The 15,534-nt window shown below is 54.7% G+C and carries 12 protein-coding genes; all 12 read left to right on the forward strand.

The features are described from left to right. The first annotated feature begins 365 nt into the window (after window positions 1–365). The 12 genes from ABYW01_RS03345 to bluB all read left to right on the forward strand — a co-directional run bounded on the left by ABYW01_RS03345 (window position 366) and on the right by bluB (window position 14,897). Entirely contained in the window at window positions 366–1,007 is a 642-nt protein-coding gene (locus ABYW01_RS03345; protein WP_372831121.1) for a precorrin-8X methylmutase, read from the forward strand. Further along, window positions 1,007–2,284: a precorrin-6y C5,15-methyltransferase (decarboxylating) subunit CbiE gene (gene cbiE / locus ABYW01_RS03350; RefSeq protein ID WP_372831122.1), complete on the forward strand. Its 1,278-nt coding sequence runs from the start codon at window positions 1,007–1,009 to the stop codon at window positions 2,282–2,284. The genes ABYW01_RS03345 and cbiE overlap by 1 nt, the downstream gene beginning before the upstream one ends. Then, a complete protein-coding gene (cobI, locus tag ABYW01_RS03355) occupies window positions 2,277–2,996 on the forward strand; it encodes a precorrin-2 C(20)-methyltransferase (RefSeq protein WP_372831123.1) in 720 nt (239 codons plus the stop codon). The genes cbiE and cobI overlap by 8 nt, the downstream gene beginning before the upstream one ends. Next, window positions 2,993–3,751, forward strand: a complete 759-nt coding sequence (locus ABYW01_RS03360; protein ID WP_372831124.1) for a cobalt-precorrin 5A hydrolase — start codon at window positions 2,993–2,995, stop codon at window positions 3,749–3,751. Before cobI ends, ABYW01_RS03360 begins: the two co-directional genes overlap by 4 nt. Before the next feature lie 325 nt (window positions 3,752–4,076). Beyond that, the gene (cobJ, locus tag ABYW01_RS03365; protein ID WP_372831125.1) at window positions 4,077–4,871 is read left to right on the forward strand and encodes a precorrin-3B C(17)-methyltransferase; all 795 of its coding nucleotides are present in this window, start codon (window positions 4,077–4,079) and stop codon (window positions 4,869–4,871) included. Further along, on the forward strand, window positions 4,868–5,674 hold the full coding sequence (gene cobM, locus ABYW01_RS03370) for a precorrin-4 C(11)-methyltransferase (protein ID WP_372831126.1): 807 nt from the start codon (window positions 4,868–4,870) through the stop codon (window positions 5,672–5,674). The genes cobJ and cobM overlap by 4 nt, the downstream gene beginning before the upstream one ends. Window positions 5,675–5,694: 20 nt before the next feature. Next, window positions 5,695–6,786, forward strand: a complete 1,092-nt coding sequence (cobW, locus tag ABYW01_RS03375) for a cobalamin biosynthesis protein CobW (RefSeq protein ID WP_372831127.1) — start codon at window positions 5,695–5,697, stop codon at window positions 6,784–6,786. Window position 6,787: 1 nt separating this feature from the next. Further along, on the forward strand, window positions 6,788–10,672 hold the full coding sequence (cobN, locus tag ABYW01_RS03380; protein ID WP_372831128.1) for a cobaltochelatase subunit CobN: 3,885 nt from the start codon (window positions 6,788–6,790) through the stop codon (window positions 10,670–10,672). Then, window positions 10,669–12,186, forward strand: a complete 1,518-nt coding sequence (locus tag ABYW01_RS03385; protein WP_372831129.1) for a cobyric acid synthase — start codon at window positions 10,669–10,671, stop codon at window positions 12,184–12,186. Before cobN ends, ABYW01_RS03385 begins: the two co-directional genes overlap by 4 nt. After that, entirely contained in the window at window positions 12,183–13,130 is a 948-nt protein-coding gene (cbiB, locus tag ABYW01_RS03390) for an adenosylcobinamide-phosphate synthase CbiB (protein WP_372831130.1), read from the forward strand. The genes ABYW01_RS03385 and cbiB overlap by 4 nt, the downstream gene beginning before the upstream one ends. Next, a complete protein-coding gene (locus tag ABYW01_RS03395) occupies window positions 13,121–14,233 on the forward strand; it encodes a threonine-phosphate decarboxylase (protein WP_372831131.1) in 1,113 nt (370 codons plus the stop codon). Before cbiB ends, ABYW01_RS03395 begins: the two co-directional genes overlap by 10 nt. Then, window positions 14,220–14,897 carry a 5,6-dimethylbenzimidazole synthase gene (bluB, locus tag ABYW01_RS03400; RefSeq protein WP_372831132.1) on the forward strand — a complete coding sequence of 226 codons (678 nt, stop codon included), beginning with the start codon at window positions 14,220–14,222 and terminating at the stop codon, window positions 14,895–14,897. The genes ABYW01_RS03395 and bluB overlap by 14 nt, the downstream gene beginning before the upstream one ends. Window positions 14,898–15,534 lie beyond the last annotated feature (637 nt).

Below are 15,534 nucleotides of genomic sequence, written 5' to 3' on the forward strand. Positions count from 1 at the left end.
GGTTCCCACGGTCCCCCGTGGGAATCCATACAGCGGGTTAATCTCAGCGCACGATCTGAGCTTGCGGTGTCGTTAGAGCGGTCTGCATTCCCACGCGGGAGCATGGGAACGAGGTGAAGGGTAGCCACGGATGTATTCTGGTTCCCACGGTCCCCCGTGGGAATCCATACAGCGGTTTAATCTCAGTGTGCGATCTGAGCTTGCGGTGTCGTTAGAGCGGTCTGCGTTCCCACGCAGGAGCGTGGGAACGAGGTGAAGGGTAACCACGGATGTATTCTGGTTCCCACGGTCCCCCGTGGGAATCCATACATACAGTCGCCCTCAGAGAGGGCTGCTACAGCCGGTTTTGAATTTAGGAAAACAAAGTGCCATTTGAATACGAAATAAATCCTGTTGCGATCGAGCAGGAAAGCTTTCGCCAGATACGTGAGCTGACCGATCTGTCCGGCCTGAGCCGCGAAGAGCAGCAGGTTGTGATGCGTGTTGTGCATAGCATTGGGATGCCTGAGGTTGCCTCACAGGTACGCTTTAGTCAGCACGCGTGCACGCAGGGTTTACGGGCACTGCGTGAGAATAAGCCAATTCTGTGTGATGCCGAGATGGTGAAGCAGGGGATCACCAAACGCATGATCTCCCAGCCACCGCTGTGTTTTCTCAATGATCCTCAGGCGCCCGAACTGGCGAAAGCCCGTGGTGAAACGCGCTCGATGGCTGCGGTTGCGCTGTGGCAAGAGCATCTGGCTGGCGCCGTGGTGGTGATTGGTAATGCGCCGACAGCACTATTTCGCCTGCTGGAGAATATCGAAGATGGTGCGCCAAAACCGGCGCTGATTATCGGTATGCCGGTGGGTTTTGTGGGGGCTGCCGAATCCAAGCAGGTCCTGTGGGATATGCACGAGCAGCTGGGCATTGAGTGCATCACATTGCTGGGACGTCAGGGTGGCAGTGCGGTGTCGTCGGCGACCTGCAACGCCTTGCTACGTTGTAACCGGGGAGAATGGTACTGATGCATCTGCATATTATGGGTCTGGGCGTCAGTGAAGTCGCTCAGTTAGACCCGCTAGCTCAGCGTGCATTGCTGTCTGCCAGTGTCGTGATCGGTTCCGAGCGCCAGTTAAGGGTGGTTGCCGATCTGGTTGGTGAACAGCAGACATTACACCTGCCACCGTTGTTGGAGTTAGAAGCGCAGCTGGAGCAGTGGGCAGCGGAAAGTACTCCTTCGGTTGTCGTATTGGCGTCGGGTGATCCGCTGTATTACGGCATCGGACGCTGGTTTAGTCGCCGCTTCCCCGCAGATCAGCTGAGTTTCTATCCGGCGGTGTCGAGTATTCAGGCGGCGTGTCATCGTTTGGGACTATCGCTGCAGGATGTTGAGGTGTTAAGTCTGCATGGTCGTCCACTGGAGAAAATTCGTACCCAGCTGAAGCGAAATCGTACCTTGGTGATTCTGACCGATAAACACAGCACACCGCAGGTTCTGGCGCAGGAGTGTATTGCGGCTGGGTTTTCCAAATCAGAACTGACCGTATGTGAAGCGCTGGGCTACAGCCACGAAAAAGTCACCGCTTATGTAGCCGATCGATTGGCGGATGCTGATGTGGTGTTTGATCCACTGCATGTCACGGTGATTCAGGTGCAGGGCGAGGGCGGTATTCTGCCCGAATTCCCGGGAATACCTGAGGAGCGTTTTGTGACGGATAAACCTGGTGGCAAAGGGATGCTGACCAAGCGCGAAGTGCGTTTGGCGATCCTATCAATGATGCAGGTTTCTAAGGGTGATCAGGTGTGGGATATCGGTGCCGGTTGTGGTGGCGTGGCGGTTGAACTGAGCTACTGGAACCCGGATAGCCAGATCTATGCCGTTGAACATCATCCGGACCGACTGCACTGCTTACGGCAGAACCGTGATCGTTTTGGTGTGGTGAGTAATTTAAATGTGATTGAAGGGCGTGCCCCTTGTGCTCTTAGTGATCTGCCGAATCCGGATAAGGTGTTTATAGGCGGCAGTGGCGGCGAGTTGGAACGTTTGCTTGATCAGGTTTGGGCACAGTTACCCGACGGTGGTGTTTTGGTAGCGAGTGCCGTGACTGAAACCACCAAACAGTCTTTGCTGGCATTTTATGAAGCCCGGATGCAGTACGGCGATGCGTACTCTCAGACAACACAGATCATGGTGAGCCGGGGTGATCAGTTAGCAGGCCAGCTGCTTTATCGTCCTTCGCTGCCGGTTACGTTATTCCGTTTCCGTAAAACGGCGATCAATGAGGAACGCTGCTATGAGTAGGGGCTGCTTTTACGGCGTGGGTGTAGGGCCGGGTGATCCGGAGCTGATCACGTTGAAAGCGTTACGGCTGATTCAGAATGCGGCGGTGGTCTCCTATCTGGCGAACGACAGCGGGCAGAGTCAGGCGCGGGCTATTGCTTGCGAAGCCTTTGCGAACGTTCCGGCCGAGCAGATCGAGATTGCTATCAATATGCCGATGTCGACCGACCGGCGTCTGGCGAATCAAGCCTATGACGAAGGCGCAGAGCAGATTCGCCAGCAGTTGGATGCAGGCCGTGATGTGGTTTTCCTCTGTGAAGGTGACCCTCTGTTCTTTGGCTCCTTTGCCTACCTGCTTGAACGTTTGCAGTCCGGGTTTGAATGCCAGGTGGTACCGGGTATCTCCTCGGTGCATGCCGCATCCGCCGCGCTTCAAGCACCGTTGACCATGTTGAAAGAGTCTTTTGTGGTGGTGAGTGGTCGTCACAGCGATGAGCAGATCCGTACGGCGCTACAGCAACACGACTCCGTAGTGATTATGAAAGCGGGTCAGGCGCGTCCGCGGATTCTGGCTTTGCTGGAGGAGACGGGTCGTAACAACGATGCCCGTTATCTGGAATATATCGGGCGTGAGAATCAGCGCGTTGAATCGTCGATCTCAGAACTGGCGAATGAAGTCGGTCCGTACTTTTCGTTGTTCGTTATCACCCGTCAGGAGCGCAACAGCCGATGAGCAAGATTATTGCGCTCACCGATGCGGGTCACCGACTCGCGGTGCGATTGAGCACGGAGATCGAGGATAGCGAGGTCTGGTTTAAACCCAAACCGTTTGCTGAATCGGTGCAGCAGGCATTTCGTAAGGGTGAAGCGCTGATCTTTATCTGCGCGACCGGCATCGTGATGCGATCGCTGGCACCGGTGATGCAGGATAAACATCAGGACCCGCCCGTGCTGGTGCTCGATGAGCTGGGGCAATACGTGATCCCGCTGCTATCCGGTCATGAAGGTGGTGCCAACGACTGGGCGGCTCAGGTTGCCGATATGTTGTCGGCACAGGCGGTTATCACCACTGCAAAGCCATACTTGCAGCCTGTATACAGCGTGGGCATGGGGTGTGAGCGCCACTGTCCGGTTGAAGAGTTAGAACGTTTGCTGGAGCAGTGCCTGAGTGATGCAGGTTTAACGCTGGATCATATTCAAAGCCTCAACAGCATCGATATTAAAGCGGATGAAGTGGGGCTGATTGAACTGGCGCGGAAGCTGGGTAAACCCTACCAGACCTGGAATACCCAGCAGCTAAGCACGATGGATGGATTGCTCAGCACCCGCTCAGAATATGTATTTAACACGGTAGGGGTATACGGCGTGGCGGAGTCTGCCGCGCTGTATGCCGCTCAGCAGGCGACAGGCCAGGCACCGGAGCTGGTGCTGAACAAACAGAAAACCCGTAAGGCAACCTGTGCTATCGCGCGCAGTTATCCAGCGTGACCCCAGTGTTTCTGGTTCCCACGGTCCTCCGTGGGAACCCATACGATGGTGTTCGGTTGGCTGAGTAGTAATTGATGAACGCTGTATGCATTCCCACGCGGGAGCGTGGGAACGAGGTGTAAGCCGCCGCTGGCAGTGCAGTGTCTGGTTCCCATGGTCCCCCGTGGGAACCCATACGGAAGTGTCCGGTTAGCAGGGGGTTAAGGTAGAGCGCTGTATGCATTCCCACGCGGGAGCGTGGGAACGAGATGTGTTTGTAGGGCAGGATTTATCCTGCCAACAAGACTTAAAGCAATTCCGAATGAATGAATTATCAGAGAACCCAATGAGTCGATTATTTGTAGTAGGCACCGGCCCCGGTGATATTCATCTGGTGGCACCCAAAGCGCTGGCGGCGATTCAGGCCAGTACGGATCTGGTGGCCTATGGTCTTTACCTGGATCTGCTGGGTGAGGTGTGTGACGGCAAAACCCATCACGATATGCCGTTGGGTGAAGAGATCAATCGTGCCCGTCTGGCACTGGATCTGGCAGCGAGTGGTAAAACCACGGCACTGATCTCCAGCGGTGATATCGGTATCTACGCCATGGCGACATTGGTGTTTGAGCTGCTCGATCAGCAATTGCAGGGGAACGAAGATCACCCTGAATGGCTGGATGTGCAGATCGAAGTGATCCCGGGCATCTCGGCCATGCAGGCAGGTGCCAGCCGGGTTGGCGCACTGCTGGGGCACGACTTTTGTACCATCTCTTTGTCTGATCTGCTGACACCGTGGGAAACCATTGAAAAGCGCATCCACAGCGCCGGTACCGGTGACTTTGTGGTGTCGTTCTACAACCCAGTGTCTAAAAAACGAGATTGGCAGCTTAATCATGCCCGCGACATTCTGCTGCAATACCGCCCGGCCTCGACCCCAGTTTTGTTGGGCCGTCAGCTGACCCGCGAAGATGAGAGCATTCGCATCATTACGCTGGACCAGCTGGATGCCAAAGATGTGGATATGTTCACGCTGGTGAGTGTGGGGAACAGCGAATCCCGTCATATCGTGAACGGCAGTCGGGAGTGGGTCTACACCCCGCGCGGTTACAAGAAAAAGCTCGGTGTTGAGGGCAACCTATGACCGTTTACTTTATTGGTGCCGGTCCCGGTGATCCTGAGCTAATGACCCTGAAAGGTCTGCGCATTCTCAAGCAGTGTCCGGTGGTGCTCTATGCTGGATCACTGATTCCGCGAGAAGTATTGGCGGAAGTGGAAGGCCGTGCCGAGAAGATCATCGATACCGCTTCCATCGATCTGGATGAGATCAGCGCGCATATCACACAGGCCCATGCGGAAGGTAAAGATGTGGCCCGTTTACAGTGCGGTGATCCAGCATTGTATGGCGCGATTGGTGAACAGATCCGCCGTCTTGAACAGATCGGAATAGACTACGAAGTGATTCCGGGTGTGAGTGCGGTGGCCGCATCCGCTGCGTATCTGGGCAAAGAACTGACCCTGTCCGGCGTGTCTCAAACCATCATCATGACCCGCTACGAAGGTAAAACTCCGTTCCCGGAACGTGAGCGTTTGCCTGAACTGGCGCGTAGCGGTGCGACGCTGGCGATTCATCTGGGTATTACCCGCATTCATAAGATCGTCGAAGAGCTGATCCCACATTACGGCGAAGACTGTCCGGTCGCGGTGTGTTACCGCACATCCTGGCCGGATCAGGAAAAAGTGACCGGTACTTTGCGCGATATTGTCGCCAAAGTCCGTGAAAAGGGCTTTACCCGTACGGCCTTGATCTTGGTCGGTCATGTGCTCGACAGCGACGATTTTGCCGATTCCTATCTGTACCAGAAGGATCAGGCCCATATCTATCGGCCACGGGTTAAGCCTGACCAACCCAGAACCGTTAAACGTGATATCACCCCCGATCAGTGATCGATAAAAAGAGATTAAACATGCAGCTGAATAAGATCCCAACCACGGTTGTTACCGGTTTTCTGGGTAGTGGTAAAACCACACTGTTGTCCAACGTGTTGAAGCAGGCGGCCGGTAAGCGTATCGCCGTCATCGTGAACGAATTTGGTGAGCTGGATATTGATGCTGACCTGCTGCGCAGTTGCCCGCTTGATTGTGATGAAGGGCCGGAGCAGGGCGCTGTTGCTAACAACGAAAGTGGCATCTACGAACTGGCCAACGGCTGCATCTGCTGCACCGTTGAGGAAGAGTTCCTCCCAGTGATGCAGCAGCTGGTCGAGCGCCGTGATGACATTGATCATATCTTGATTGAAACCAGCGGTCTGGCACTGCCAAAACCACTGGTACAGGCGTTTAACTGGCCGGGGATCAAAGAGTATTGCACGGTGGATGCGGTGATTACCGTGATCGACGGCCCTGCGGTAGCCGCAGGACGCTTTGCCAACGATGTGGATCAGGTACAAGCACAGCGCCTGGCAGATGAGAGTCTGGACCATGATCCATCCTTGCAGGAACTGCTGGATGATCAGCTCAGCGCAGCCGACCTGGTCGTGGTCAGCAAAAACGATCTGCTGGACAGCGATGAGCGTGAGCTGGTTGAAAGAGCCGTCACCGCCAAAGTCCCGAATGCAGTGAAAACAACCTATATCAGCAACGGTGAAGCGCAGCTGGATATGTTGATGGGGTTGGATGCCGCCGCGGAAGAGCGCATCGATCACGTACACAACCACCATGATCATCACCACGCGCACGGTGAGCATCACGATCACGCCCACGATCACTTTGACTCTTTTGTGATTCCGTTAGGTGAAGTCGACAGCGACAAGTTGCAAGCCGCGCTGAAATCCCTGCTGAGTGATTTCAATATCTACCGCGTTAAAGGCTTCGTTGCACTGCCGGGTAAGCCGATGCGTCAGGTATTGCAGGCTGTGGGTAAACGCCTGGATGTGTACTTTGATCGTCCGTGGACGAAGGATGAAACCCGTGCCACTCAGCTGGTGTTTATCGGCAAAGGCATTGAAGAGGGGGTGATTAAAGCGGCCCTGGAAACAGCTTTGGTAGACGCGCCTTAATATGCACTTGCTCGCAGCTCAGCCCGGCGGGTTCGTTGATGATGAAGGTATCATCGATCTGGACCAGACTCCGGCAGAGATCATTATATTGTCCGCTGCGGATAGCGCGCTTGCCGCGTTGTCGGCAGGCGTGTGCCTGTATCAGAGTCAGGAACAGGGCAGCAGTGTGGAGATCCGGTTAGCGAACTGGATGCAGCTGCTCAAACCCGCAGCCTATGATCTGTACGAGCATAAAGTGCTGGAGCATGCCCGTGTAGTGGTGTTGTCCCTGCTGGGTGGGCAGAACTACTGGCCGTACGGTTTCGAGCGTTTACAGGCATGGGCTAAGGGTGCGACTGATGGTATGTCGCGTCAGCTGATTATCGTACCGGGTGATGATGCCCTTGATCCCGAGCTGTTCGACGCGTCGACGGTATCTTTAGAAGACTGCCACCGTGTCTGGCGATATCTGCGTGAAGGCGGCGTAGATAATAGTCAGCAGTTGGTGAGCTTTCTGGCGGCCCAATATCTGGATGCTGATCTGCGCTGGGATGAACCGCGCAGTCTGCCGCGTTGTATGTTGTATATGCCTGCGGAGGCGCGCGATGAAACCCAACCAACCCGATTTAACGGCGGTCAGGCGAGTTTCCCTGAGTGGCAGCAACGTTGGCAGTGTCATGGTCATCCCGATCAGCCTGTCGCCGTGTTGTTGTTTTATCGCAGTCATCTGCAGTCGGCGAACACCGCTATGTTTGATGGTCTGATCACGGCACTTGAGCAGCAGAATCTGAATCCACTGCCGGTGGCGATCGCCTCGTTGAAAGATGCCGAGTCGATCACTCTGGTGAATGCACTGGTGGAACAGAGCAATGCATCATTGATTATCAATACCACCGGTTTTGCCAGCAATACCGTGGCCAGCCCTGATCTCTCGTCTCAGCCCACCGATTTTACCTCGCCGTTTGCGCGTGAGTTGCCCGTTTTGCAGTTGGTGTTGTCCAGCAGTACCGAAGAGGACTGGCAGCAATACAGTCAGGGTTTACGCAGCCGGGATATCGCCATGCAGGTGGTGTTACCGGAGATGGATGGTCGAATCGTCACCCGTGCGGTGAGCTTTAAAGCCGAAAGTCACTTTGATGAGCGGTGCGAAGTCTCTGTGGTTCGGTATGAATTACATGTCGAACGTGCAGCGTTTGTCGCCGAACTGGCCGCCCGACACTGCTCACTGGCGCGAAAAGTAAATCAGGATAAACGGATCGCGCTGATACTGGCGAACTATCCCACCAAAGATGGCCGTATCGGTAATGGAGTGGGACTGGATACCCCGGCATCGACGGTCAATATCTTGCGGGCGCTGGCAGAGGCGGGTTATCCGCTGGGTGATCCCAACGATCTGCCCGAAACCGGCACGGCGCTGATCGAGTCACTGTTGGAAGCGGTCACCAACAATCCTAATACTTTGCACCAGTTACCCTGCTGGCAGAGTATGGCGTTGGATGAATATCTGCACTATTTCCGCCAGCTACCAGAGGCGTGTCAGCTGGCAGTGTATGAACAGTGGGGTGGGCCGGAAGACGATATCAAATGCCGTCAGGGGCGGTTGATGTTATCGGGTATTCGTATCGGTGAAACCTTCGTTGGTATTCAGCCCGCGCGCGGATTTAACATCGATCTGGTCGCGAACTACCACGATCCTGATCTGATCCCGCCACATAATTATCTGGCGTTCTATTTCTGGCTGCGCCACTGCTATCAGGTGGATGCGGTGATCCATGTGGGTAAACACGGCAATCTGGAGTGGTTGCCGGGCAAAGGTACAGCGCTGTCAGACAGCTGTTGGCCTGATATAGCGCTAGGTCCGATGCCGCACTTCTATCCGTTTATCGTTAATGATCCGGGTGAAGGTGCGCAGGCAAAACGCCGCACGCAGGCGGTGATTATCGACCACCTGATGCCCCCGATGACCCGCGCGGAGAGCTACGGCGAACTGGCCGAACTGGAAGGGCTGGTGGATGAGTATTATCAGGCGCTGGGAATGGACACTCGGCGTGAGCAGTGGTTGCGGGATGAAATATTAAAGCAGGTGCGCAAGACCCATCTGCTGGATGAACTGGCGGCTGAAACCGAAGACGATGATGGGGTGCTCGCCGAACTGGATGCGTATCTGTGTGATATCAAAGAAGCTCAGATCCGTCATGGTCTGCATATTCTGGGCGAGCTGCCGGAAAACGGAAAGCTGGCCGATACGTTAGTGGCGTTGCTGCGCTTGCCGCGCGGGGACGATGCGCAGAGCCAGGGCATTTTGCACAATCTGGTCGCTGATTTCGATCTGCGTATCAAAGACGGTGAGTTATTTGATCCGCTCGCGGCCAGCCATGAGGATTGGTTGGGTAAGAAACCTGATCAGCTAACAACGCTGTCTGATGATCTGTGGCGTAGCGAAGCGGATACCCGTGAGCGACTGGAGTTGCTGGCGCTGGCTTGGGTAGAGCGTTATGTGCTCAATGACACTGATCTGTCGGAACTCAGTGCATATCCGCAGACCTCAGAACAGCTGATCTATGCGCGCCACCGGATTCATAAGGCACTGGAGCAAAGTGTCGAGCTGGAGATCCAATCGCTGATCAGTGGCCTGAACGGTGTCTTTGTCCCTCCTGGCCCTAGTGGCGCGCCAACGCGTGGTCGTCTGGATACCTTACCGACAGGACGAAACTTCTTCTCGGTGGATAACCGTTCTATTCCCAGCCCTGCGGCCTGGGCGATAGGTGAGCGGTCGGCGCAGGCACTGATCGAACGCCATCTGCAAGCGCATGGCGACTATCCACGTCAGTTGGGTTTGTCTGTCTGGGGGACCGCCACCATGCGTACCGGCGGTGATGATATTGCACAGGCGTTTGCGTTGATGGGTGTTCGTCCGTTGTGGGCACCCGGTTCCAATCGGGTTGTTGATTTTGAAGTGATCAGCGCGATGCAGTTAGGTCGCCCGCGGGTGGATGTGACGCTGCGTGTTTCCGGTTTTTTCCGCGATGCCTTCCCCAATGTGATGAAGCTTTACGACGCTGCTGTTCAAGCGATTGCGACGATGGATGATCCGGGTAGCGCTAATACGATCCGTGAAAATATCGAGCAGCGTCAGCAGGAACTGGTCTCTTCAGGTATGCCTGTCGAAGAAGCACAACGGGAAGCCAGTTACCGCGTATTTGGTAGCAAACCAGGTGCTTATGGCGCGGGACTTCAGGGTTTGATCGATGAGCGTTGCTGGGAGCAGCGCAGTGATCTGGCCGAAGCTTATCTCAACTGGGGTGGTTACGCTTACGGCAAGGGTGATGGGGTGGAGGCGAAACAGGCGTTCCAACATCAGCTCTCTCAGCTGGATGCGGTGGTGCAGAATCAGGATAACCGAGAGCACGATATTCTGGATTCCGATGACTATTACCAGTTTCAGGGTGGCATGACCAACGCCGTCACTGTGTACAAAGGTGAGGCCCCCGAGGTTTATCACAACGATCACTCCAACCCTCAGGTACCTAAAGTACGAACCTTGAAAGAGGAGCTGAATCGGGTGATCCGCTCACGGGTGCTGAATCCCAAGTGGATCAATGCGATGCGTGAACACGGTTATAAAGGGGCATTCGAGATGACTGCCAGCGTGGACTACATGTTTGCCTACGATGCCACCACCAACCTGATCGCCGACTACCAATACGAAAAAGTGACCGATGCGTTGCTGTTTGATCCGCAGAACCGGGCGTTTCTGGAACAGCATAACCCTCATGCATTGGAAGAGATGGCAGAACGTTTGCTGGAAGCGACCCAACGTGGACTGGGGCAGGAGCCGGGTGATTACGCCGGTGCATTACAGGATTTGCTGCTGGAGATCGATCAGCAGCAGGAAGGAATGAAATGAGCGAGTTTACACATCCCCATACGTTGATGGTGCAGGGCACCACATCTGATGCGGGTAAAAGCATCATGGTTACCGCACTGGGGCGGATTCTGGCGCGTAAGCAGATCTCGGTAGCGCCGTTCAAACCGCAGAACATGGCGCTCAATAGCGCGGTAACGGCAGAGGGCGGAGAGATTGGTCGTGCACAGGCGGTACAAGCGGAAGCCTGTTTTCTGAAACCCACGGTGGATATGAATCCGGTGCTGCTCAAACCCAACAGCGATATTGGCGCACAGGTGATTGTGCACGGTAAAGCGATTGGCAATATGAAAGCCACCGAGTATCACCACTACAAGCCCGAGCTGCTAAAAGAGGTGGTGTACAGTCATCAGCGGCTGAGCGAGCAGTATCAGGCGGTGATTGTGGAAGGGGCGGGCAGTCCAGCGGAGATCAATCTGCGCGAGCATGACATTGCCAACATGGGTTTTGCCGAAGCGGTGGATTGTCCGGTGGTGATCGTCGCGGATATTGACCGGGGTGGCGTGTTTGCCCATCTGTACGGGACTTATGAACTGCTGAGTGACTCTGAAAAAAACCGGGTGAAGGGGTTTATCATCAACCGTTTTCGCGGTGATGTCTCTTTGTTGGAACCGGGGCTGGAGTGGCTGGAAGCGCGTACAGGTGTGCCGACATTAGCGGTGGTGCCGTATGTGATGAACCTGCATATCGAAGCGGAAGATGCGATCAATCAGCAGCAAAAGCATGATGGCAACTACCAGCAACTGAAAGTGGTCGTGCCGGTCTATCCGCGTGCCAGCAACCATACCGACTTTGACGTGTTGCGTATGCATCCGCAGGTGGACTGCGAATTTATGCGTGACCTGAAGGACTTTAACGGTGCGGATCTGATTATTCTGCCGGGCAGTAAAAACGTACGCGGTGATCTGGAGTGGCTGAAATCGAGCGGCTGGGCAGATGCGATCCAACGCCATCTGCGGTTGGGAGGCAAGATGATTGGCGTGTGTGGTGGTTATCAGATGCTGGGGCAGTGGATTCATGATCCGGATGCCATTGAATCCGCTGCCGGGTCCACCGCAGGACTGGGCTTGCTGGAGATGGAAACCACGCTGACCGGCGATAAGATGCTGCGCAATATCTGTGGTGAAGCTTTAGAAACCGGGTTTTCCGTAAAAGGCTATGAGATCCATGCCGGAGTCAGTTGTGGCAACGCGCTGGAGCGGCCGTTGTTTCAGATCCGCCCGGTAGACGGTGATTCAGAATTGCTCCCGGAAGGCTCAAAGAATGCAGACGATACGGTGATGGGCAGCTATATCCACGGTTTGTTTGATGAGTCTGAGTTGCTGGATCATCTGCTGAAATGGGCGGGATTGGGGCAGGTTGAAGCATTTGATTATGCCGCTTTTCGGGAGCAGCAGATCGAGCGGTTGGCTGATGAGGTTGAGGCGGTGTTGCCGTTTGAGCGGATCTGCGAACTGCTGTCGCTAGAACTACTTCCGCTGGGTGCTGAGCAGTGAGTCTAATCGCATCAATACTGCTGGCCTTGTTGCTGGATCGTCTGCTGGGTGAACCCAAGCAGTTTCATCCGCTGGTGGGGTTTGGTCGTCTGGCTTCAGCTATTGAGCGTACATGGAACACCACGAATGGTGACCGATCCGTAGGGCGGGGCACCGGTGTGTTGGCGTGGTGTTTAGCGGTGGTTCCGTTGGTTCTATTCGCGTATTGCGCGGATCTATGGGTGTCACAGAGCACAGTGATTGCCGCAATTCTGGGCGGGGTCGTGCTGTATCTGGCGATCGGCTGGCAGAGCCTGATTGAACATGGCAAAGCGGTATCTGATCCCTTGCGATCGGATGATCTGGATTCAGCCCGTCATGCGGTGGGTATGATCGTCAGTCGTGATACCTCGCAGTTAGATGAAACGGCCATCGCCAGCGCCGCGACTGAATCGGTGCTTGAGAATGGCGCGGATGCGATCTTCTCCGCGATCTTCTGGTTTTGCCTGTTGGGCATTCCCGGTGTGGTGCTCTATCGCCTGAGCAATACGTTGGATGCCATGTGGGGCTATAAAAATTCCCGTTTTCTGAGCTTTGGCTGGGCGGCGGCACGTATCGATGATGTGCTGAATTACCTGCCTGCGCGCCTGACGGCACTGAGTTACGCGCTCGCAGGAAAAACACGCATCGCACTGTCGTGTTGGCAAGCACAGGCGGTGACCTGGAAAAGCCCCAACGCGGGGCCTGTGATGGCGGCAGGTGCGGGAGCGATTAATGTATCGCTCGGCGGAGCGGCGATCTACCACGGTGAGTTACAGCAACGACCTCCTCTGGGCCCCAACCGAGACAGTGGCGAAACGCCTTCAGCACAAGGTATTGAACGTGCCTGTATGTTGGTGAATCGGGCGTTGGGTCTCTGGGTGCTGGTCATCGTGATATTGGCGGGAGTGTTGGCGTGGCTCTAAGTGAAAATCTGTTGCACGGCGGTGATCTGATCAGTGCCAGCGCGCGCTATAACATCCCGGTGGAAAGCTGGCTGGATCTGTCGACAGGATTAAATCCCGTATCTTATCCGGTTGAGGGTGTTGATCCGTTGGCGTTTCAGCGGCTGCCCTATATTCAACCGGAGTTTTTAGCTGCCGCTGCGCAGTATTACGGCAGCGATCAGCTACTACCCGTGAACGGTTCTCAGCCGGTGATTCAGGCGCTACCAAAATGCGTTGAAAAACTACCGGTGTTACTGCCGGCGGTGGGCTACGACGAACATCGACATAGTTGGCAGAAGAACGGCAATCCGTTGGTGTTCTATCCGGCGTTTGATGCCGAAGCCGCTCGCGTGATGATTGAAAAGGCGCTGCTGGAAGGTGAAGCCTTTCACTTGGTAGTGATCAACCCCAACAACCCCTCGGGCTTGTGTTTCACACCTCAACTATTGGCTGAATGGTCCCGCCAGATGGTTCCCGGCAGCTACCTGATTGTAGATGAAGCCTTCATTGATACGGAACCCGGATCGAGTGTCTTGGCGGGATATCATGACGCCAACATGGTGGTGTTGCGCTCTTTTGGTAAGTTTTTTGGGTTGGCTGGTTTGCGATTGGGTTTCGTCTTTGCGGAGGCCACATTGCGCGAAGCGCTGCAACAGCGACTGGGTTTATGGCAGGTGAATGGCGTAGCGCAGTCGCTGGCGACAAAGGCGTTATCCGACGATGGCTGGCAAATGCGTGCACGTCAGGATATAGGTCTGAATGCGGAGGCGACTCGGCAGGCGTTGGCACCGCTGATAGAGGTGCTTAACCCACTGGGAGAGATCCGGTCAGCACTATTTTCAAGCTGGTTGATGGGTCGATCTGAAGCGACCGGATTACAACACTACTTTGCGGCACGGGGCATTCTGGTGCGGGTCATTATGGTGAATAAACACCGCAGTCTGTTACGGATTGGGATTGTGAATCGCAATGATATAAATGCTATGGAGCGGCTTGAACAGATCGTCCTTAACTACGCGCAACATTTAACAGTGCAGTGGGAAGATTCAACAGAGCGGGAAGTAGTAGATGTCTGTGAATAACAAGGTAAATACGGGTATCAGTAATAAAGCGTACAGCGAAGCAGATCGGGACGCGGTTTATCGGGTGATCGCACAGCGGCGGGATATGCGTCATTTCTCGCAGGAACCGCTGGATCCGGAGATATTACAGCGATTGTTTAAGGTCGCCCATCAAGCGCCCAGTGTGGGGTTGATGCAGCCCTGGCGTTTTCTGCGAATTACCGACCGTACACTGCGCGAAGATATCTGCGAGTTAGTAGAGGCTGAGCGGCAGGAGACTGCTGATGCTTTGGGGCAGCGGCGTGACGAGTTTCTGAAGCTGAAAGTGGAAGGTATCCGAGACTGCGCTGAAGTGGTGGTCGCCGCATTACCGGATGGTCGTGAAAAGCATGTTTTTGGCCGTCGTACGTTGCCAGAGATGGATCTGGCATCGTTGGCTTGCGCCATACAAAACATGTGGCTGGCCGCACGTGCAGAAGGCATTGGACTTGGCTGGGTATCGTTATTTGATCCCGATAGGTTAGCTGAATTGTTAAAAATGCCGGTGGACAGTAAACCGGTGGCCATTCTCTGTATTGGCCACGTCGACAAGTTTTATGACCAGCCCATGCTGGTGGAAGAACGTTGGACGGAAGCGGCACCCGTGGATGAGTTTATATTTGAGAATTATTGGCCTGAAGAGTAGCTCGAAAGGGGTGAGGTTACTTCCGGGTTTGTATGGTCATCCGCAGAAACATAGGCGGAGCACTGTAGGGCAGCTTTCAAGCTGCCGGTAGCCTGATCACCTTCGATGACGACGAAGGCTACCCTACAAAAACCACGCACGAGTTCAGGCTTTCTGGTTCCCTCGGTCCTCCGTGGTAACCCATATAGCGGGTTCAGAATAGCGATAAGTTAAAAGGTTCAGTGATGTATAGCAATGTCTGCATTCCCACGCGGGAGCATGGGAACGAGATAAAGCCGATTTACCCTCGACATTGTAGGGCAGCTTTTAAGCTACCAGTAGTCTGATCACCTTCGATGACGACGAAGACTACCCAACAATGTACAGGGTGGATGAGACATGATTTTTTTCTGGTTCCCACGGTCCTCCGTGGTAACCCATATAGCGAGTTCAGAATAGCGATAAGTTAGATTTTCAGTGATGTATAGCGATGTCTGCATTCCCACGCGGGAGCGTGGGAACGAGATAAAGCTGATTGAACCTCGGCATTGTAGGGCAGCTTTTAAGCTGCCAGTAGTCTGATCACCTTCGATGACGAAGACTACCCAACGATGTACAGGCTTTCTGGTTCCCACGGTCCTCCGTGGTAACCCATACA

The sequence above is a fragment of the Pontibacterium sp. genome, assembly GCF_041587635.1.
GTDB lineage: Bacteria > Pseudomonadota > Gammaproteobacteria > Pseudomonadales > Balneatricaceae > Pontibacterium.

Excerpts from the sequence above, each read along its gene's own strand:
- cobW (WP_372831127.1), top strand. The coding sequence starts at position 5,695 with ATGCAGCTGAATAAGATCCCAACCACGGTTGTTACCGGTTTTCTGGGT.
- ABYW01_RS03360 (WP_372831124.1), top strand. The coding sequence starts at position 2,993 with ATGAGCAAGATTATTGCGCTCACCGATGCGGGTCACCGACTCGCGGTG.
- cbiE (WP_372831122.1), top strand. The coding sequence starts at position 1,007 with ATGCATCTGCATATTATGGGTCTGGGCGTCAGTGAAGTCGCTCAGTTA.
- bluB (WP_372831132.1), top strand. The coding sequence starts at position 14,220 with ATGTCTGTGAATAACAAGGTAAATACGGGTATCAGTAATAAAGCGTAC.
- cobM (WP_372831126.1), top strand. The coding sequence starts at position 4,868 with ATGACCGTTTACTTTATTGGTGCCGGTCCCGGTGATCCTGAGCTAATG.
- cobN (WP_372831128.1), top strand. The coding sequence starts at position 6,788 with ATGCACTTGCTCGCAGCTCAGCCCGGCGGGTTCGTTGATGATGAAGGT.
- cobJ (WP_372831125.1), top strand. The coding sequence starts at position 4,077 with ATGAGTCGATTATTTGTAGTAGGCACCGGCCCCGGTGATATTCATCTG.
- ABYW01_RS03385 (WP_372831129.1), top strand. The coding sequence starts at position 10,669 with ATGAGCGAGTTTACACATCCCCATACGTTGATGGTGCAGGGCACCACA.
- cobI (WP_372831123.1), top strand. The coding sequence starts at position 2,277 with ATGAGTAGGGGCTGCTTTTACGGCGTGGGTGTAGGGCCGGGTGATCCG.